20 protein-coding genes and 1 riboswitch are annotated in these 18,134 nt (G+C 38.5%); of the genes, 12 read left to right on the top strand and 8 right to left on the bottom strand.

The window, feature by feature from the left end; all coding sequences use genetic code 11:
* Positions 1-10 precede the first annotated feature (10 nt).
* The 7 genes from ACYQ73_RS04255 to ACYQ73_RS04225 all read left to right on the top strand — a co-directional run bounded on the left by ACYQ73_RS04255 (position 11) and on the right by ACYQ73_RS04225 (position 8,045).
* The gene (locus ACYQ73_RS04255; RefSeq protein WP_460011290.1) at positions 11-1,006 is read left to right on the top strand and encodes an AAA family ATPase; all 996 of its coding nucleotides are present in this window, start codon (positions 11-13) and stop codon (positions 1,004-1,006) included.
* Positions 1,003-1,878, top strand: a complete 876-nt coding sequence (locus ACYQ73_RS04250) for a DUF58 domain-containing protein (RefSeq protein WP_460011289.1) — start codon at positions 1,003-1,005, stop codon at positions 1,876-1,878. The genes ACYQ73_RS04255 and ACYQ73_RS04250 overlap by 4 nt, the downstream gene beginning before the upstream one ends.
* A gap of 11 nt (positions 1,879-1,889) precedes the next feature.
* Positions 1,890-3,635 (top strand): vWA domain-containing protein, encoded by a 1,746-nt coding sequence (locus ACYQ73_RS04245; RefSeq protein WP_460011288.1) that lies wholly within the window; start codon positions 1,890-1,892, stop codon positions 3,633-3,635.
* The gene (locus ACYQ73_RS04240) at positions 3,619-6,216 is read left to right on the top strand and encodes a VWA domain-containing protein (protein WP_460011287.1); all 2,598 of its coding nucleotides are present in this window, start codon (positions 3,619-3,621) and stop codon (positions 6,214-6,216) included. Before ACYQ73_RS04245 ends, ACYQ73_RS04240 begins: the two co-directional genes overlap by 17 nt.
* 374 nt (positions 6,217-6,590) lie before the next feature.
* Positions 6,591-7,013, top strand: coding sequence for a MarR family winged helix-turn-helix transcriptional regulator (locus ACYQ73_RS04235; protein ID WP_460011286.1), 423 nt, complete (start codon positions 6,591-6,593; stop codon positions 7,011-7,013).
* Positions 7,014-7,243: 230 nt separating this feature from the next.
* On the top strand, positions 7,244-7,549 hold the full coding sequence (locus tag ACYQ73_RS04230; protein WP_460011285.1) for a hypothetical protein: 306 nt from the start codon (positions 7,244-7,246) through the stop codon (positions 7,547-7,549).
* A 16-nt stretch (positions 7,550-7,565) separates the two neighbouring features.
* Positions 7,566-8,045 (top strand): EVE domain-containing protein, encoded by a 480-nt coding sequence (locus tag ACYQ73_RS04225; RefSeq protein WP_460011284.1) that lies wholly within the window; start codon positions 7,566-7,568, stop codon positions 8,043-8,045.
* Between the two features lie 80 nt (positions 8,046-8,125).
* Here ACYQ73_RS04225 and thiW read toward each other — a convergent pair whose 3' ends face one another.
* The 8 genes from thiW to ACYQ73_RS04185 form a co-directional block, all read right to left on the bottom strand.
* Complete coding sequence (thiW, locus tag ACYQ73_RS04220) at positions 8,126-8,626, bottom strand: energy coupling factor transporter S component ThiW (RefSeq protein ID WP_460011283.1); 501 nt, start codon at positions 8,624-8,626, stop codon at positions 8,126-8,128.
* Positions 8,627-8,773: 147 nt separating this feature from the next.
* Positions 8,774-8,881: riboswitch (TPP riboswitch) on the bottom strand.
* A gap of 2 nt (positions 8,882-8,883) precedes the next feature.
* Complete coding sequence (locus ACYQ73_RS04215) at positions 8,884-9,027, bottom strand: hypothetical protein (RefSeq protein ID WP_460011282.1); 144 nt, start codon at positions 9,025-9,027, stop codon at positions 8,884-8,886.
* Between the two features lie 152 nt (positions 9,028-9,179).
* The gene (locus ACYQ73_RS04210) at positions 9,180-10,376 is read right to left on the bottom strand and encodes an MFS transporter (RefSeq protein ID WP_460011281.1); all 1,197 of its coding nucleotides are present in this window, start codon (positions 10,374-10,376) and stop codon (positions 9,180-9,182) included.
* A 154-nt stretch (positions 10,377-10,530) separates the two neighbouring features.
* Positions 10,531-11,604, bottom strand: coding sequence for an ABC transporter substrate-binding protein (locus tag ACYQ73_RS04205; protein ID WP_460011280.1), 1,074 nt, complete (start codon positions 11,602-11,604; stop codon positions 10,531-10,533).
* Positions 11,601-12,398, bottom strand: coding sequence for an ABC transporter permease (locus ACYQ73_RS04200; RefSeq protein ID WP_460011279.1), 798 nt, complete (start codon positions 12,396-12,398; stop codon positions 11,601-11,603). The genes ACYQ73_RS04205 and ACYQ73_RS04200 overlap by 4 nt, the downstream gene beginning before the upstream one ends.
* Positions 12,395-13,207: an ABC transporter permease gene (locus tag ACYQ73_RS04195; RefSeq protein ID WP_460011278.1), complete on the bottom strand. Its 813-nt coding sequence runs from the start codon at positions 13,205-13,207 to the stop codon at positions 12,395-12,397. Before ACYQ73_RS04195 ends, ACYQ73_RS04200 begins: the two co-directional genes overlap by 4 nt.
* Positions 13,197-14,303 (bottom strand): ABC transporter ATP-binding protein, encoded by a 1,107-nt coding sequence (locus ACYQ73_RS04190; RefSeq protein ID WP_460011277.1) that lies wholly within the window; start codon positions 14,301-14,303, stop codon positions 13,197-13,199. The genes ACYQ73_RS04195 and ACYQ73_RS04190 overlap by 11 nt, the downstream gene beginning before the upstream one ends.
* 17 nt (positions 14,304-14,320) lie before the next feature.
* Positions 14,321-14,863: a helix-turn-helix domain-containing protein gene (locus ACYQ73_RS04185; RefSeq protein WP_460011276.1), complete on the bottom strand. Its 543-nt coding sequence runs from the start codon at positions 14,861-14,863 to the stop codon at positions 14,321-14,323.
* Between the two features lie 406 nt (positions 14,864-15,269).
* Between ACYQ73_RS04185 and ACYQ73_RS04180 the strand changes: the two genes are divergently transcribed.
* The 5 genes from ACYQ73_RS04180 (at position 15,270) to ACYQ73_RS04160 (ending at position 17,963) form a co-directional block, all read left to right on the top strand.
* Positions 15,270-15,812, top strand: coding sequence for a peroxiredoxin (locus ACYQ73_RS04180; RefSeq protein ID WP_248718040.1), 543 nt, complete (start codon positions 15,270-15,272; stop codon positions 15,810-15,812).
* Between the two features lie 16 nt (positions 15,813-15,828).
* Positions 15,829-15,972 carry a hypothetical protein gene (locus tag ACYQ73_RS04175; protein WP_460011275.1) on the top strand — a complete coding sequence of 48 codons (144 nt, stop codon included), beginning with the start codon at positions 15,829-15,831 and terminating at the stop codon, positions 15,970-15,972.
* Positions 15,973-16,101: 129 nt separating this feature from the next.
* On the top strand, positions 16,102-16,554 hold the full coding sequence (locus ACYQ73_RS04170) for a TlpA family protein disulfide reductase (protein WP_053483465.1): 453 nt from the start codon (positions 16,102-16,104) through the stop codon (positions 16,552-16,554).
* Between the two features lie 261 nt (positions 16,555-16,815).
* A complete protein-coding gene (locus ACYQ73_RS04165; protein WP_460011515.1) occupies positions 16,816-17,478 on the top strand; it encodes a potassium channel family protein in 663 nt (220 codons plus the stop codon).
* 5 nt (positions 17,479-17,483) lie between these two features.
* Entirely contained in the window at positions 17,484-17,963 is a 480-nt protein-coding gene (locus ACYQ73_RS04160; protein ID WP_460011274.1) for a hypothetical protein, read from the top strand.
* Positions 17,964-18,134 lie beyond the last annotated feature (171 nt).

The raw sequence follows: 18,134 nt of genomic DNA, 5'->3' as shown, positions 1-18,134 counted from the left end.
AGGAAAAGGAATGGCATTTACAGAGCAACAATATGTTGAAATGAGTACGAAATTACAACAAGTGAAGGAAGAAATTCATCGCTTTATCGTTGGCCAAGAGGAAGCCATTGATTATACATTATACGCAGTCCTTGCCGATGGACATGCATTATTAGAGGGCCTACCGGGTTTAGGGAAAACGATGTTAATCCGTACAATTTCTGAAGTACTAGATTTATCATTTTCACGAATTCAATTTACACCAGATTTAATGCCAGCGGATATTACAGGGACAAGCATGATTGAGCGCACAGCTGATGGCAAGCAACAGTTTACATTCCAGCCGGGTCCGATTTTTAGCCAAATGGTATTAGCGGATGAGATTAACCGCGCAACACCAAAAACACAAAGTGCATTGCTTGAAGCAATGGGTGAAAAAACTGTAACAATTTTGGGAGATACAAAGAAGATGGCAAGACCATTCTTCGTGTTAGCAACACAAAACCCGATTGAGATGGAGGGAACATACCCGTTACCAGAAGCACAAATGGACCGTTTTCTATGTAAAATTCTTGTGCCGTATCCTGAGAAAAGTGAACTAATGGAAATTATGAAGCGTACAACAGGCGCTAAGGAAATTGGTTTACAAAAGATCATGGATACAGAAACACTGATTGAAGCGCAGCAAATGGTCAAAGAAGTACTCGTTGCTGATGAAATGCTCGAATTTGCGACAGACCTTGTTGTGGCTACACATCCTGAGAGAGTAGATGCCATTGATGAGGTCAAGCAATATGCCATGTATGGTAGCGGCCCTCGAGGTTTACAAAGTTTAATCAAATTAGCGAAGGCAAGGGCGCTTATGAATGGACGTTTCCACGTTTCTGTAGCAGATATTAAATCTGTAGCTAAGCCAGTGTTACGCCATCGTATGCTGTTGAATTATGAAGGGGAGGCTTCAGGCAAAACAGCAGACGATGTAATTGATGTCATTTTAGAAAAAGTACAGCAAGGTGTTAGCAGGTGACACAAAAATTATTATTGCCCGAGGATTGGTTAGCGAAAATCAATCGCTTCCAAGTGGCAACGGCCTCCAAATTACGTGGGCAGCACAAGGGCTCGCACCGTTCGCAACGCTTCGGGGCATCGCTCGATTTTTCGGATTTTCGTGAATATCATTTAGGTGATGATGTACGTCAGGTGGATTGGAACGTCTTTGCGAGAACTGATAAATACTTCATTAAACGTTTTTTAGATGAACAAGAAATGCGCGTACACATTTTGCTAGATACAACTAAATCTATGGGTGATCAAGCAAAATGGACTTTTGCCCGGCAAATTGTTGCCTCGCTTGGTCTAATGGTGCTCGGCCGCGATGATCGCTTATCATTTTCTTTTTTACAGGATGATGTGAAGCCACCGTTTCGTCGTAAAGGTGCTATGTATCGTCGCGCCTTTTTACAGGTAGTCACCGAGATTGAGCAAGCAACTTATACAAATAGTTTCGCACAAGGAGCTTTCAAAGCGTTGCCTAAAGATAGTACCGTACTATTTATTGTCACAGACGGACTTGAGCCAATCGAGGAATGGGAGCAACTTTTAAAAAGGTTACCACGCTTTGCAGGAGATGTCCGTATTTTGCAAATAGTTACGCAAGAAGAAATAGCACCCGAATATACGGGTGATGTGCGCTTACTTGATTGTGAAACGGGCAGAGATGTAAATGTTACGATGTCTTCTAAAGTTCTGGACACATATAGGGCAAGACGTTTATTACATGAAGAGGAATTTGAAGCAATTTGTCGGCGCTTCGGTGTTCGACAATTACAGCTTAAAGTAGAGGATGGATTACAGCATGCCATCTTCCAACAATTATTAAAAGCACATTGGATTAGGTGAGGTGAGCCGTATTGGGCTTTAGTCAAATACTTTTTAGCTGGACGGCCATCATCCCGGTCATTGTCCTTCTATATTATTTTTTTCGAAAAAAATATACCGATCAAACCGTATCCTCCACACTTTTCTGGTCGGAAATTATGCAAGAAACACGTGTGTCACCATACTTAAAACATTTACAAAAAAATGCTCTGCTCTATTTACAACTGCTAGCACTTCTTTTACTCGTACTGGCATTAATGAATCCATATGTTAAAAAGTCAACGATTGTTGGTGCGCAGACGATTTTCATAGTAGACACGTCTGCAACGATGTTAGCAGGGAAAGAGCAGTCAACATTTGATACACAAAAAAAAGAAATGCTGTCATTGGTCAATGAGCTTGATGGAAGACCTGTGACAATCATTACAACAGGCAATACGCCAAAAGCTATATTACAGCAGGAAACAAATACTAAAGATATTGAAAAAGCTATTCAACAGTTACAAGTAACATATGAGACAGCTCAAATGAATAAAGCTTTAGATGTGGCACAGGCTTTTGTCGGTAATACACCAACATCTATTTATGTCTTTACAGATTCGCTCGATAAAAAGCAATTACCGATGGAAAAAGATACGGTAAAGTGGATCGTAAAAGGATCCGCAAAGGATTTAACAAATATCGCGATAACACGTTTTGCTGCTACTACAGATGGACAATCTGCTATGGCGCTTGTTCAGTTACAAAATGATACGGACCAAGAGCAAAATGTAACACTTTCGATAGAAAATGTTAAAGGTAAAGAGATCGTTACAGAAAGTATTGCATTACCTCCAAATGAAGCCGTAACAAAAACTTTCAAAGACTTACCGTTAGAAGATACTATGACTGCCAAGATAGATGCTAAGGATGATTACGCTGTTGATAATTCACAAACTGTATTGCTACAAACAGCTACTTCAAAAGTAGTTGTCGATCAAAGTATGCATCAACTCATTCAAAAAGGTTTGCAAACGATTAATAGTAGCGTGAAGATTGTTCCATCTTCACAACTGGCTGACAATTTGGATGCCACTGTTGTAACCAATCAGACGGCGCTTCTCGAAAAGATGGACAAGCCGATTGTATTATTTGGACGGGATGACGTTGAGAAGGTTGAAGCTACTGGAGAAATCAGTATAACAAGTGATGCATTGTTTGCATTTAGTGAGCTAAAAGATATTTACGTCAGTGCGTTATATCCTGGATTCGATGACTATAAAACGATTGCATCAGTGGGTGACCAGCCATTTATTCAGCGTTCACCAGAAGGGGATATTGTTGTATTAGCTGATATTGCAGATACAGATTGGCCGTTACATCCTTCATTCCCATTATTTTTATGGAGTGCTGAACAGGAGCTTTCAGCATCAATTGGTTCACTTGGTATTTTCACACCAAATGAGCAACGTGCAGTTGCTTTAACACAGGGTGATTGGAGTATATATTCGCAGGAAGATGAGTTTTTATCGTCCATTACGAATGGTCTATTAGCAGCACCAATGAAGCCAGGAATTTATACAGCTCGCTCGAATGATGAAGACAAGCGCTTCATCGTACAGCTTCAAGCGCAAGAGCGTGTGATTGAAAAAGGGACAAGCTATACACTTGGAGAGCTTCCGGATAATGGTAAGGAGGAAATATCGAAAACTTCGTTCGTACCTTGGCTTATCCTTATGATCTTAGTATTACTTGTTTTAGAGTGGGAGGTGCAACGACGTCGTGGATTTACGAATTGATATGCCATTAGCATTGTTGCTGTTACTTCCATTGCTTATGTATTTTGGATGGACCTATTGGTGTGAGCGTCAGCGCCTAAAAAAAAGCCATATCGTCGTACTGGGTATTCGTATTGTGGCGATATGCTGTTCGGTTTTTGCACTTGCAGGGCCCTATATTTTATTGCCCGTAAAGGAAGAACAAGTATTATTCTTAGTTGACCGTTCCGCTTCAATGAATGGTACAGATGATGAGATGGCCAATTTTATAGCGGAAAGTTTACCGTCGAAAAAAGATGAACAGCTTGCAGGGATATATTCTTTTTCATCGACATTACAAACGGAAGCCATTTTATCGAAATCTTTAAAGGAAGTACCGAAGTTTACAACCATAAAAGCAACAGATCAAACAAATATTGAACAGAGTCTACAGCTCGCTTCAGGTATTGTAGACCCGAAAAAAGCAACACGACTTGTGCTCTTAACGGATGGCAATGAAACAAGAGGAGATGCCTTAGAATTTGCATCGAAGTTTAAAGGGTCAAATATAAGTGTTGATGTAATGCCATTTAACCAACCTGTTGCTAAGGATGTATCCATGAAAAGCTTTGTCACACCACAAGTTGCTTATGTAGGTGAGCAACAGCAGCTAGTTGCCGAAATAAATGCAACTGTAGAAGAACAAGGTGAGCTATTACTATACGAAAACGATAAGCTTATTCACCGTGAAGCAGTGGAACTTACAGAAGGTTCAAATGTATTTACGTTTAAACATTCAGCAACGGCAGAAGGGCTTGTAAAATATGAGGCATACGTGCAGGTTGAACAGGATGCCATTTTTGAAAATAATAAATTAACAAGCGTCACGATGGTGCAAAGCGAACCACATTTACTAATTGTTAATGGCTATGATACGGCATCACCAATTGCAGCAGCACTCGGCAAACAATCAATTGCCTATGATGTTGTAGATGCTAAAAGTCTACCAAATGAACTTTCTAGTTATTTACAATACAATGCCATCATTTTTGATAATGTGCCAGGGCATTTAGTAGGCGAGGCAAAAATGAATGTCATTGAGCAAGCAGTGAAAAATTTCGGTGTCGGTTTTACAATGGTCGGTGGCGAAAATAGCTTTGGCTTAGGTGGCTATTTTAAAACACCAATCGAAACTTTACTACCTGTAGAAATGGAGATTAAAGGTAAAGAACAATTGCCATCATTAGGGCTCGCTATTGTACTTGACCGCTCTGGAAGTATGTCTGGAGCAAAGCTAGAGCTTGCAAAAGAGGCTGCGGCACGTTCTGTTGAAATGCTACGAGATGAGGATACGCTCGGGTTTATAGCCTTTGATGATCGACCTTGGGAAATTATTGAGACAGGACCACTTGGCAATAAGGAAGAAGCGGTGGATACGATTTTATCTGTAACGCCAGGGGGTGGTACCGAAATATATGGATCTCTTGCTAAAGCTTATGAAAATCTAGCTGATTTAAAGTTACAGCGTAAGCATATTATTTTATTAACTGATGGCCAGTCACAACCGGGTAACTATGAAGACTTATCTGCACAAGGAAAAGAGAATGGCATTACTCTTTCAACGGTTGCAATTGGTCAAGATGCAGATGGCAACTTACTTGAAGCACTCAGTGAGATGGGCAGTGGGCGTTTCTATGATGTTGTTGATGAGCAGACGATCCCCTCTATTTTATCTCGTGAAACTGCCATGATTTCACGCACATATATTGAGGATAACCCATTTTATCCAACTATATTTAATGCAGCTGGCTGGAATACGTTATTTGCAAATGGTGTACCTAAAATGAACGCTTATATAGGTACAACAGCAAAGCAGGGAGCTACTGTTATTGCAGAAAGTGAGAAGGAAGATCCAGTGCTCGCAGAATGGCAATATGGCCTTGGCAAAACATTCGCCTTTACTTCTGATTCGACAGGAAAATGGACGGGAGACTGGGCAAGATGGCAAAATTGGGGCACGTTTTGGCAAACGCTTATTTCAAAAATGTTACCGAGCTATAACGATGTTGCCTATGATGTACGTCTAGAATCAGACGGTTCATTTGTCATCACTGACCCAACTAATGAAGCGGCGTTCTTAGATATTGTCGCTGTCAATGAAGCAGGCGAAGAACTTGAGGCACAGCTTGAAACAATTTCAGCATCACAAGTTCGAGCAGTCGTACAAGCAGAACCTGGACTCATCTTCTTCCGCATTGCCGATGAAGAAAATGCCATTTACCAGGCAGGCTTAAGTGTACCTTATAGTGCAGAGTATGAATTACGTCCAGTGAATGATAAGCTAGTCGAAGAACTAACAAAGCAAACAGACGGCTCCGTTTTAAAAGAACCGAGCGAAGTGTTCCGTGAATTCACTAAAAAAGGTGCGGAACGCCAAAATATTGCAACATGGCTCTTATTAGCGGGTATGCTACTATTCTTCATAGATATTACAATTCGACGCTTTGGCTGGAGCTTCCTAACAAGACCGAAGAAAAAAGAACAGCTTGTCGAGGAAAAACCAATACAGGCAGAGGATACAAATGTTGCCCAATTATTAAAGGGCATGAAAAAACGACCCTAATAATTAAAAACGATGGTTCATTGCTTAATAGTAATGAGCCATCGTTTTTTTGCATTCTATTTTAGGGCTATTACCAAAAGATCGGAATGATATTGTTAGAAAACATCCGATTCGCTGCAGGGTCTCAGGCCAACAGATGTTTTTTGCGCGAAAGCGAAGCGGCAGCAGCAACGAAGCGGCTCATAGGACACCCCCAGGAAAGCGCCCAATCGGCATGGAAATCAACCACAGGTTATGATGATGAGCTAATTTTGATCTTCAAATATGGATTTTTTAAGTAATGCTTGAAAAACAATGGACATTAATGCAATAATTAATGATAGTAATAAAATATTACTATCATTTTTACATACTATATATTTGGAGGATCAAACATGGCCAATATAATGAATTCTTTTGGTTTTCTAAGTTTTAAATTAGCAGAGGATTTGGAGGGAAATCTCGAAAAATATATTAGCGAAAAATTTCAAATGAAATCTAGAGAAGTCGGGATCATGATTGCTGTAAAAGAAAAAAAGCTTAGTCAAATTCAAATAGGGCAGATATTAAAGTTGGATAAAAATAGTGTCCGCTTTTTTATCGATGGTCTAGAAGAAAGAAAGTATGTTTATAGGGAGAAAAATCCAGAAAATAGAAGAGAGAATTTAATATGCCTTACGGAACAGGGTGAAAATTTGGCAGAAGAATTGTTGAAGACCCTTTCGATTTCTGAGAATGAAGTTTTAAATGTACTTTCATTGGAAGAAAAAGAGCAATTGAAAAGCATTTTGACAAAAGTATATGAAAATCGTGAATAGGGTTTAACTTCTTTCGGCAACCTGCTGAAATAGAGGAACTCAGTCTAAGAACGCCACGTCCTGTGGCAACGACTGAGTGACCAACTTCGTGCTGTCGCTTCGCTTTCGCACAAAAAACATTTGCAGGCCTAAGCACAAAGCCTAATCCGGAAGTTAATTATGCCGAGGCATAATTGATAATCTTATTAATAAAAAAGAAAGAGTGATGAGAAATGAAAGCTGTAGAGGTTATGAAGGAGTATTTAAGAAGAGCGCAAGAAGAGGGCCAAGATTTATCTGATATGTATGCAGATCATGGAGAATTAAAAAATTTTAAAGGTGAAATTTTTAAAGGAAGAAAAGAAATACAAAACTTTTACACGTCACCTATGCCAAAAGGCTTTAAATTAACTATCCAAAATATTGAAGGTGATGATACAGAATGTATTGCTACAGTTTCAACTACTTGGGATGGTTTGCCAAACCCAGTGATTTTGGAAGAAAGGTTGATTCTTGAAAAGGAAAAAATAAAATCGTTGGCGATGATTCCAAAATAAAAGGGGACGGAAGCTTATGTCATTATATCCTAATAATAATCCACTTCCTGTGGCTGAAAGGGAGACGAAATATTGGATTGGCGTGGTATCTCTTAATCATGTGCAAAAAGGGGTTGAGGGAGGATTCGGCCAGTTATGCCATGGTAAAGAAAGACCTTTGAAACGAATGACAAAAGGAGATTGGATCATTTATTATTCTCCTAAAAAAAGTCTAGAAGACAATGAGCCTGTTAGAGCATTTACCGCAATTGGAAGAGTAAAGGACGAACGAGTATACGAGTTCCAAATGGCGGAAAATTTTATTCCTTTTAGAAGAGATATAGACTTTTATAAAGAAGCAAAAGCTGTGCCAATAAAAAGAATCTTAGATTATTTAGAATTTGTAGAGGATAAATCGAAATATGGCTATAAATTCAGATTCGGTCATTTTGAAATAAGCAAAAAAGACTTTTTATTAATTGCTCATGAAATGGGATTACCATTGAAGTATGGGTGAATTTGTTTGGAACAAAAAACGTTACTTTCTTGATTAATTGTCATTAAGGAAGTAACGTTTTTAAATTGCTGTAAATCAAGTTATTTAAGCTGAGTGTTAAGGTTAGTTACAAATACTGTCTTACGTAAATTGCTAGCAACGACGATGCCTAACATTGCACCAATAGTACTTGATGTTAAAAAAGCTGGCATGAAAAATAAAGCAGCAACGGATGTCCCCATTAATAAATGTGCGTAAGGTACTGCAATAAATGACGCAATAATACCTGTGCCAAACATTTCACCGACACCTGCTAGCCATTGCTTGCCACTGTATTTATAGGCAAGAGCTGCACACAGAGCGCCAATAACACTGCCAGGTATAGCTAATAATGAGCCTGTGCCTGTTAAAATACGAATAATGGCTGTGACAAAGGCGACCATAACAGTAGGCACTGGTCCAAGAATGATAGCACCGATAACATTAATGGCATGCTGGACAGGGTAGGCACGCGCAATTCCCGTTGGTATTGAAACGAAGGTAGAGCCTGCTACGGCAATTGCTACTAATAAGGCCATGATTGTTAATTTTCGAATTGACATAATTTCCACTCCTTTGAAATGTGAATTTTATAGTTATCGCCGCTAAACTGGAGAGTTCCGCCGGTAAACAAGGGAGTACCGCCGCTAAAACGTGAAAAAGCCGCTTCCTAAAAACAATAGGAAGCGGCCCTGCATTTACATAACAAAAAGCAAGTGTCGCCACTTCCCTCCGCTAGTGTGAACTAGATCAGGTTCAAAGGGTCCGTATATGATCATATACGTCTCAGCCTTTTAAAGACTCCCCTAGTGGTAAGAATTTAACTTCTTTCAGCAGGTGTCCAAACATCTGTACCTGTCGCTATGCTTTCGGTACAAAAGACATCCGCTGAAATAGAGGAACTCAGTCTAAGATCGCCACGTCCTGTGGCAACGACTGAGTGACCAACATCACGTTGGCCCAAAGCCTCCGGCGGATGTCACGGATTTTGAAAGGAATGAATTGTGCTCGCACAATTCAAAATCCGGACGCAATTACGCCAAGGCGAAATTGATTTGTTAGTTTTTCTCATAAATAATGTAGCATACTACTAAAAATAGTCAATAACTTTTCAGACTATTTTGTATCAGGATGCATAAGGTGTGGTGCTTTTTTCATTGTCCAAATTAGGGCAAGGAAGAAACAAGCCATTAAAATAATAGACCCGAATATATAAGGACTGTTCATATTCCAATCGAATAATATACCTGCTAGAGCTGGACCAATCATATTACCAAGACTCATATATGCATTGTTCAGACCTGCTGCAAAGCCTTGTTCATTTTCAGCAAGCTTTGAAATCAGTGTGTTGACAGCTGGACGAATCAATGTCGTAGCTGTAGAGAAGATGGTCGCTACAATTAAAATAAGGGCAAAGCCAGATGCGAATAATATTAAGAAAATCGAAATGGCTGCAATAAATAAATTGACTAACACTACTTTCATTTCGCCGAAGCGATTAAACAGCGGTGTAATAACAAACATCTGCACAACAACACCAAAAGCGCCACCCACAACTAATATGATGGCGATATCAGTAGGTGTGTAATTAAACTTATCTGTAACAAATAATGATAATGTTGTTTGGAAGTTAGCAATCCCGAAAGAGAATACAAGCATGATAACTAGCATGACAAAATAAGGCATTCGGACTGAACGGGCCATCTGCTTTGCAAGATTATCCTGCTTCTGCGCTTTTTTCGCTGTGTTCGGTTTTGTAGCAGGTAATAAAAAGAACGATAAAATAGCTGCTAAGATAGCTGCACATCCAGCAGTATAAAATGGGAAATGCAAACTAACTTTTGAGAGGAATCCACCGATACCTGGTCCAATCATAAAACCAAAGGACATTGCTGCCCCTATCATCCCCATGCCTTTTCCTCGTTCCTCGTACGTTGTGACGTCAGCCACAAATGCCATTATAGGAGGTGCCACAAATGCAGATCCAAGGCCACCTAAAAAGCGTGCCAAGAAGAGCATCCACACATCTGTAGAAAGTCCGAATCCAATTTGTGCAAGTCCTGTTACGATAAGGCCGAAAATAATGAGATTTTTACGACCGTATTGATCGGAAAGATTCCCAGCAATTGGAGAAAATACGAATTGTGCTAAGGCGAACGTTGCAATCAACATGCCAAGTATTTGTCCTGCAGCACCAAATAGTTTTAAATACTCAGGCATGACAGGAATAATAATTCCGATACTCCCCATTGCGATAAACATATTAAACATTAAAATATACAAAGCCGCCTTATTAGACTTCTGCTGGGTCATCGAATACCCCCTTCTTTAATCAAATATACTACAGTCTACCACAAGGCTTGTACGTTTGCTATTGACTATAAGTCTGAAATAGACCCCGAAGCTTATTTCCAGCTATACAACCAAAAAGCTGTTCTCAATTAACTCGAGAACAGCTTCAAATGGTTTATCGAATACTCATTTTAAATTCTAAAAACAGCTCATTGTATTTACCTAAATAATCAGGGCCTAAGTTTTTATAAACTTCTAATGTTTTACGCTGTTCTTCAGAAGGATAGAAGCGCTTATCAGATACAACTTCTTTATCCATTAATTTCATCGCTGCAATATTAGGGGTAGAATAGCCTACATAATCAGCGTTTTGAGCACCTGATTCAGCTTTCAACATAAAATTAATGAAGGCATGTGCACCATCAATATTTTTTGATGTTTTTGGGATAACCATATTGTCAAACCATAAGTTTGAGCCTTCTTTTGGTACAGCGAAGTCTAAATCTTCATTTTCAGACAGCATGTCTGCTGCTTGACCAGACCAAGTGAGTGCCACAGCAGCTTCATTATTAACCATCAGCGGTGTAATTTCATCCCCGATAATGGCTTTAACATTTGGCGCCAATGTAATTAGTTTATCAGTAGCTTTACGCAACTCCTGGTCATTTAAAGAGTTGAGAGAGTAGCCAAGGTTGTTTAAGCCCATACCAATTACCTCACGTGCACCGTCTACTAAAAAGACTTTACGTTTTAACGAAGGATCCCATAAGTCCTTCCAAGATGAGAAGTCTAGCTTTCCAACGAGCTTTGGATTATAGACAATGCCGACTGTCCCCCAGAAATATGGAACAGAATATTTATTGTTGTCATCAAATGGTAAATCTAAAAAATAAGGATCGATATTTTTAAAATTAGGGATTTTCGTTTTATCTAAAGGAATAAGTAAGTTTTCTTCCTTCATTTTTTCAATCATATATTCAGAAGGTACTGCGATATCGTAAGCTGTACCACCTTGTTGAATTTTTGTCATCATTGCTTCATTTGAGTCGAACGTTTCATAGATGACGTGAATGCCTGTTTCTTTTTCAAATTGCTTTAGCAAATCCGGGTCTATATATTCTCCCCAGTTAAAGATTGTTAACGTATCTTTCCCACTTTTCCCACCGCTAGCACTTAGTGCGTCAGCAGCATAGAACAAAAGGGCGGAAACGACAAGGATTGCGACTGTTGCTTGAATTAATTGCTTCATTGAGTTCCCCCCGTTCTTTTACTAGCGCGGCTTGTAATGAAGTAATAGCCAACTACGACGATAACCGTTACAAAGAATACTAAACCAGAAATAGCGTTAACCGTTAAGGAAATACCGGCACGTGCCATCGAGTAAATTTCAACAGATAATGTACTAAAGCCGTTACCTGTCACGAAAAACGTTACCGCAAAATCATCTAGAGAATACGTTAAGGCAAGGAAGAACCCTGCAAAAATACCAGGTCGAATATACGGTAAAATAACACGCATCATAACATCTTTTTTCGTTGCACCTAAATCTAATGCAGCATCGATTAAAGATTTATTCATTTCTAATAGTTTCGGTAAGACCATTAGTACAACAATTGGGACACTGAACGCTACATGTGCTAATAACACAGAAGTAAAGCCTAATTTAATGCCGACCATTGTGAATAAAATTAAAAAGCTTGCACCAATAATGACATCTGGGCTCACAATTAACACATTGTTTAAAGAAAGTAGGGTATTGCGCATTTTGGAATCTTTCACAGTGACAATGCCAATTGCTCCTAGTGTCCCGATGATTGTAGAAATCAATGCAGAGAGTAATGCCACAATGACTGTGTTAATGAGAATGACGAGTAGACGTGAATCCTCAAAGACAGCTTTATAATGCTCTAATGTAAAGGACTCAAAATTATTCATCGATCCGCCACTATTGAACGAATAGAAGATTAAATAGAAGATAGGTGCATACAAAACGATAAAAACAATCGCTAAATACACTCTTGCTGTAGCAGATAGTTTTTTCATCGTACGCGACCTCCTTTATCCTTTTTTTGTCCTGTAATTAACATAACGATGACCATAAATAAAATTAAGAACACAGCAATTGTTGAACCCATTCCCCAGTTTTGAGTTACAAGGAATTGTTGTTCAATAGCTGTACCAAGTGTAATAACACGGTTTCCTGCAATTAAACGAGTAATCATGAAAAGTGATAATGCAGGAATAAATACAACTTGAATACCTGATTTAACACCGTCCATTGTTAAAGGCAATATAACGCGACGGAATGTAGTAAAGGCAGATGCCCCTAAATCACGTGCTGCATAAATAAGAGCCGGATTTAAACGATCCAATGAGTTGAAAATCGGTAAAATCATAAATGGAATAAAAATATAAACGGATACGAACACAAAGCTAAGGTCAGTGAATAGCATTTGCTTCGGATCAAAACCAAATACTTCGATAAATGCATTTAATGGGCCGTACAAGCCGAAAATCCCGATAAAGGCATATGTTTTTAACAAAAGATTAATCCAAGAAGGAATAATAATTAGTAAAAGCCAAAGCTGCTTATATTTCGTTTTTGTTAAAAAATAGGCTGTTGGATACGAAACAAGTAACGTAAAGAACGTAATTAAAAACGCATACCAAAATGAGCTTAATGTCATTTTTAAATAGACAGAAGTAAAGAATGCTTTATAGTTATCGAGCGTGAAATTGCCATGTATGTCTAGTAGGGAGTAGTAAACAACAAGGGCAATCGGTGCGATAACGAAAAGTGCAATCCATAAAACATAAGGAAATAAAGCTGATTTCGAAGTCTTAGTTTGCATCTTCGTCGTCTCCATACGCCTCTAAACGTTTATCGAATTCTTCTTCGGTTTCATTTAAGCGCATTACATGAATTGCTTCTGGATCAAAGTCTAAGCCAATTTCTGTCCCTACTTCAGCTTTTTTCAATGAATGCACAAGCCATTCATTGCCATCTTTATCATAAGTAGATAATTCATAATGCACCCCGCGGAACAATTGAGTATCAACTTTAACGACAAGCTTGCCTTTATCGATTGTTGTCATTTCTAAATCCTCAGGTCGAATGACAATATCAATTTTTTCGTTTGGCCTCATACCTTGGTCAACACATTCAAAAACTTTACCAGCAAATTCTACTTTGAAATCTTCAATCATTACGCCAGGAACAATATTTGATTCACCAATAAAATCAGCAACGAAGCGGTTAATTGGCTCATCATAAATATCCACTGGTGTACCAGATTGTTGAATTTCACCTTCACTTAAAACAAATATTTCATCACTCATCGCAAGTGCTTCTTCTTGATCGTGTGTAACAAAGACAAATGTTTTCCCAAGTCGTTGTTGTAACTCTCGTAGCTCATACTGCATTTCTGTACGTAGCTTTAAATCTAAAGCAGAAAGAGGCTCATCAAGTAAAATTACTTCAGGATCGTTCACAATTGCACGAGCAATCGCAACACGTTGACGTTGACCGCCTGACATCTCAGAAATTTCACGATTGCTATAGCCTGCTAAGTTAACGAATTTTAATGCTTCAGCAACACGGATTTTAATTTCACTTTCAGGAAGCTTTTTAATGCGAAGTCCAAATGCGACGTTTTCAAAAACGTTTAAATGAGGGAACAACGCATAATCCTGAAAAACAGTATTTACTTGGCGTTCATTTGCTGGCACTGAGTTGATTTTTTTATCATGAAAATAGATATTTCCTGTAGTTGGTTCTGTGAATCCAGCAATCATACGTAAAATAGTTGTTTTACCACAACCAGAAGGACCTAGCAGTGTATAGAATTTTCCCTTTTCTAGCTCCAAGTTAATGTTTTTTAAGACGACAGTGCCGTCATTATAGGACTTTGAAACATTTTCAAAGCGGATAATCGAATTCGTTGTCATAGATGCGCCTCCTTAAGCTATAAATATGAATCCGTTGCGACAAGTAAAATTTTTGTTTCATCAGCATGTGCATTAAAAATTTGATGATGATCTGTCGCGTCAAAATAGAGAGCATTGCCTTTACTCGCTATGTACTGTTCATCTCCTAAAACGAGACGAATACGCCCTTCAACAACAAAAATAAATGTTTCTGAGAGTGAGGGCTCAAACTGTTTGAATTCCCCCTCAGCAGCAAGTGTCAAGAAAATAGGCTCCATCTCTTTTTCATTTGAAGTAGGAATGAGCCACTGAATTTCATATTTTTTTTCTTCGTCTGTATAAGTGGATTGATCTTCTTCTGTATATACAACCTTTTGTTCAGGTGATTCATCATCGAAAAATTCCTTAGGTGTTGACCCTAATACTTCTAATAATGAAAAAAGAGTTTCAATGGAAGGTGAATTTAGATCACGTTCTAATTGAGAGATATACCCTTTACTTAAATCTGTACGTTCTCCAAGTTCCTCTTGGGTAAGACCTTTTTTTAAACGAAGCGCTTTGATTTTTGCTCCAATTTGCATCTTTTCCCTCCTAGAAGAAGTTTAGCAATCATAAACTTTTGAAATACGAAGTTTACTTTAACGAAACTTTTAGTTTACTAAAACCATTACAATTATACATAATAATAAAGAATTTGCAATCGTTTTTTATCAAAAAAAAGTAGATGAAATTTTTTGAAATTATACATAAATGTAGCGTAGAAAAATTTCGTTTAAACTAGAATAAAAATGTTAAAAATAGCTAATAAATAGGCTGTAGCAGCTATTCCATTTGGGGATTTGACGGAAATTTGTCAGACAATTTAATATGTGCACTTTTGTGAAGTTTACTTGTTTGAAAAACTACGATTACTCTGTTATCGTAGAAGACGAGTTCGCTGGTGCGAATGGAATATATACACTACATATTTAATCGGAGGGATTTATAATGGCAGAACGCATGGTAGGTAAACAAGCACCTGACTTTACAATGGAAGCAGTACTTCCAGACAAATCATTTGGTAAAGTATCATTAGAAGACATTAAAGCACAAGACAAATGGACAGTCCTTTTCTTCTATCCAATGGACTTCACTTTCGTTTGTCCAACAGAAATCACTGCAATGAGCGATCGTTACGATGAGTTCGAAGACTTAGATGCAGAAGTAATCGGTGTTTCTACTGATACAATCCACACTCACTTAGCTTGGATTAACACTGACCGCACTAAAAATGGTCTTGGTGAGTTAAAATACCCATTAGCAGCAGATACAAATCACCAAATTTCACAAGAATATGGTGTATTAATTGAAGAAGAAGGTATCGCACTACGCGGCTTATTCATCATCAACCCAGAAGGCGAATTAAAATACCAAACAGTATTCGATAACAACATCGGCCGTGATGTAGACGAAACTTTACGTGTACTGCAAGCTTTACAAACTGGTGGTCTTTGCCCAGCAAACTGGCGCCCAGGTCAAGCAACTCTATAATTGAAGTAGGGTTTCTATGTCGGGCTTTGAACTGAATTCAAGGTCTGTTGAAATTGATCATTTAACAAATAAAGAGTCCCCACAGCAAGTTTGTGGGGATTTTTTTAAACTTGATATAGAAAAAGGTTCATCACCAAAAATTGTGGATGACTTTTGTTAAAACGTCTACTATGTAAATAAGTTGATTGGAGTGGAGGCTGGGCGACTCCAGGAAAGCGCCCAGCCGGAACGGAAATCAACTACACGTTTTGATAATGGTCCTAGAAAAAGGAAAAAAGGAGAATGTTTTATGAAACTTCGTGAACAAATGCCAGAACTTGTAGGCGCAACGACTTGGTTAAATGGTGAAGTAACAAAAGCGGATTTAGTAGGCGAAAAACCAACATTAATCCATTTCTGGTCAGTTAGTTGCCATTTATGTAAAGAAGCAATGCCGGATGTCAACAATTTCCGTGATCAATACAAAGATGAGTTAAACGTTATTGCCGTGCATATGCCACGTTCTGAGGAAGATACAAATTTAGAAACAATCAAATCGGTAGCAGCAGAGCATGACATTGTTCAACCGATCTTTGTAGATAGCGAATTAAAGCTAACGGATGCATTTGAAAATCAATACGTACCAGCGTATTTTGTGTTCGATAAAGATGGTCAACTTCGTCACATGCAAGCTGGTGGTAGCGGTATGAAAATGTTGGAAAAACGTGTAAATCGCGTTTTAGATGAAATGCGCAACGCATAAAATAGCAGATTACGAGGCGAGGATATTTTCCCTCGTCTTTTTTATGGAAAACGGGATCCTGATCACTTCATGGGGTCAACCGAGCAGTTTGGGTGCAAACCTGATCACTTCCTCGGTCAACCAGAGCAAAAAACCCACTAAGCAGAACGCTCCTGTCTAAGGATTGTCTTTTATTGACGAATAGTCACTTGTTTTGACGATACATATAGCAGAGAATACGTTACAATAAGGGTATAGTAGTTTTCGGAGGGATTTTTAATGATGAAAAAAGAGTTTGCTGTCATTGGACTTGGACGTTTTGGAGGAAGCATTGTTCGCGAACTAATGAGTCAAGGCGCACAAGTTATGGCGATAGATCATTCCTCAGAGCGGGTGGACGAGTTTGCTTCCATTGCCACACAGGCCGTTATCGCAGATTCGACGGATGAATCGGTATTAATTTCATTAGGTATTCGTAATTTTGAGCATGTTATCGTAGCGATTGGTGAAGATATTCAGGCTAGTATTTTGTCGACTATTATTTTAAAAGAAATAGGTGTTCAGCAGATTACTGTAAAGGCTCAGAATGATTACCATGAAAAAGTTCTGCGTAAAATTGGCGCAGATTTTGTCGTGCACCCTGAGCGTGATATGGGGATACGGATTGCCAATAATATGTTGTCAAATACAGTGCTTGATTATTTAGAGCTTTCGGATGAACATTCAATTATGGAGCTTAAGGCCAATGATGCGATTGCAGGTTACTCTATTATGGATCTAGATATTCGTGCAAAGTACGGGATTAATATTGTAGGTCTTAAGCGAGGTGCAGATATCATCGTATCTCCGCAGGCAAGTGATAAAATTTTGCTAGGAGATATTATGCTTGTCATTGGGGCGGATGTAGATATTAACCGCTTTGTCAAAAAGGCATTGAATGGGTAATGAAAATGAATAAACGAAGATGGAAACTAGTTATATTTGCTGCAATTATTCTTATTGTCGCCTTTACATTACAATCTCGCGACAAAAATGAGGAAGAGGCTATTTCTCGCATTTTAGATCACACAGCAGAAATTGATGCAATCGAGCTATTTAAAGGAGAGCAATCTTTATTTCGAGCAACAGGTCAAGATGCAACAGCTAATATTGAAAACTATCCGCTAAGCCATGTTAAGAAACTAAGCAAAAAAGAACGAGCTATATTTGAAGAAAAACCACTTTATCATATTGTCTACGAAATTAAAGGAGAGCCTTTATATGAGGTAGATATTTTAAAGGTCGCGATTAGCTCTGAGCTTAGTGAAGAATTACAGCAGATGGTTTTTAATGTTGGGGATCAGCCATATTTAATCTATTGGGCAAAAGAGAAAAAAGCACTTGAACAATCAACAAATACGCAACGTTTGCTTGAACAATATGTTAAATAAAAAAGAGTAGTGAAAACAGCAACTTGCTGTGATCACTACTCTTTCTTGTAGGTAAGGAAAATATAGATTTTTTGCCTATGAATCACCTAGAACATAGTAGACGTCTTGGCTAAAGCGCTACATCCTTGAGGTCGCTTCGATCCCTCGGGCAAAAGTGGTGGAGCGTTTACT

The sequence above is a fragment of the Lysinibacillus sp. CTST325 genome (assembly GCF_054665055.1).
The sequence above is the reverse complement of the archived record's forward strand: the minus strand, read 5'-3'. Positions and strand labels throughout refer to the sequence as shown.

Excerpts from the sequence above, each read along its gene's own strand:
- ACYQ73_RS04255 (WP_460011290.1), top strand. The coding sequence starts at position 11 with ATGGCATTTACAGAGCAACAATATGTTGAAATGAGTACGAAATTACAA.
- ACYQ73_RS04235 (WP_460011286.1), top strand. The coding sequence starts at position 6,591 with ATGGCCAATATAATGAATTCTTTTGGTTTTCTAAGTTTTAAATTAGCA.
- ACYQ73_RS04230 (WP_460011285.1), top strand. The coding sequence starts at position 7,244 with ATGAAGGAGTATTTAAGAAGAGCGCAAGAAGAGGGCCAAGATTTATCT.
- ACYQ73_RS04225 (WP_460011284.1), top strand. The coding sequence starts at position 7,566 with ATGTCATTATATCCTAATAATAATCCACTTCCTGTGGCTGAAAGGGAG.
- thiW (WP_460011283.1), bottom strand. The coding sequence starts at position 8,626 with ATGTCAATTCGAAAATTAACAATCATGGCCTTATTAGTAGCAATTGCC.
- ACYQ73_RS04210 (WP_460011281.1), bottom strand. The coding sequence starts at position 10,376 with ATGACCCAGCAGAAGTCTAATAAGGCGGCTTTGTATATTTTAATGTTT.
- ACYQ73_RS04205 (WP_460011280.1), bottom strand. The coding sequence starts at position 11,604 with ATGAAGCAATTAATTCAAGCAACAGTCGCAATCCTTGTCGTTTCCGCC.
- ACYQ73_RS04200 (WP_460011279.1), bottom strand. The coding sequence starts at position 12,398 with ATGAAAAAACTATCTGCTACAGCAAGAGTGTATTTAGCGATTGTTTTT.
- ACYQ73_RS04195 (WP_460011278.1), bottom strand. The coding sequence starts at position 13,207 with ATGCAAACTAAGACTTCGAAATCAGCTTTATTTCCTTATGTTTTATGG.
- ACYQ73_RS04190 (WP_460011277.1), bottom strand. The coding sequence starts at position 14,303 with ATGACAACGAATTCGATTATCCGCTTTGAAAATGTTTCAAAGTCCTAT.
- ACYQ73_RS04185 (WP_460011276.1), bottom strand. The coding sequence starts at position 14,863 with ATGCAAATTGGAGCAAAAATCAAAGCGCTTCGTTTAAAAAAAGGTCTT.
- ACYQ73_RS04180 (WP_248718040.1), top strand. The coding sequence starts at position 15,270 with ATGGCAGAACGCATGGTAGGTAAACAAGCACCTGACTTTACAATGGAA.
- ACYQ73_RS04175 (WP_460011275.1), top strand. The coding sequence starts at position 15,829 with ATGTCGGGCTTTGAACTGAATTCAAGGTCTGTTGAAATTGATCATTTA.
- ACYQ73_RS04170 (WP_053483465.1), top strand. The coding sequence starts at position 16,102 with ATGAAACTTCGTGAACAAATGCCAGAACTTGTAGGCGCAACGACTTGG.
- ACYQ73_RS04165 (WP_460011515.1), top strand. The coding sequence starts at position 16,816 with ATGAAAAAAGAGTTTGCTGTCATTGGACTTGGACGTTTTGGAGGAAGC.
- ACYQ73_RS04160 (WP_460011274.1), top strand. The coding sequence starts at position 17,484 with ATGAATAAACGAAGATGGAAACTAGTTATATTTGCTGCAATTATTCTT.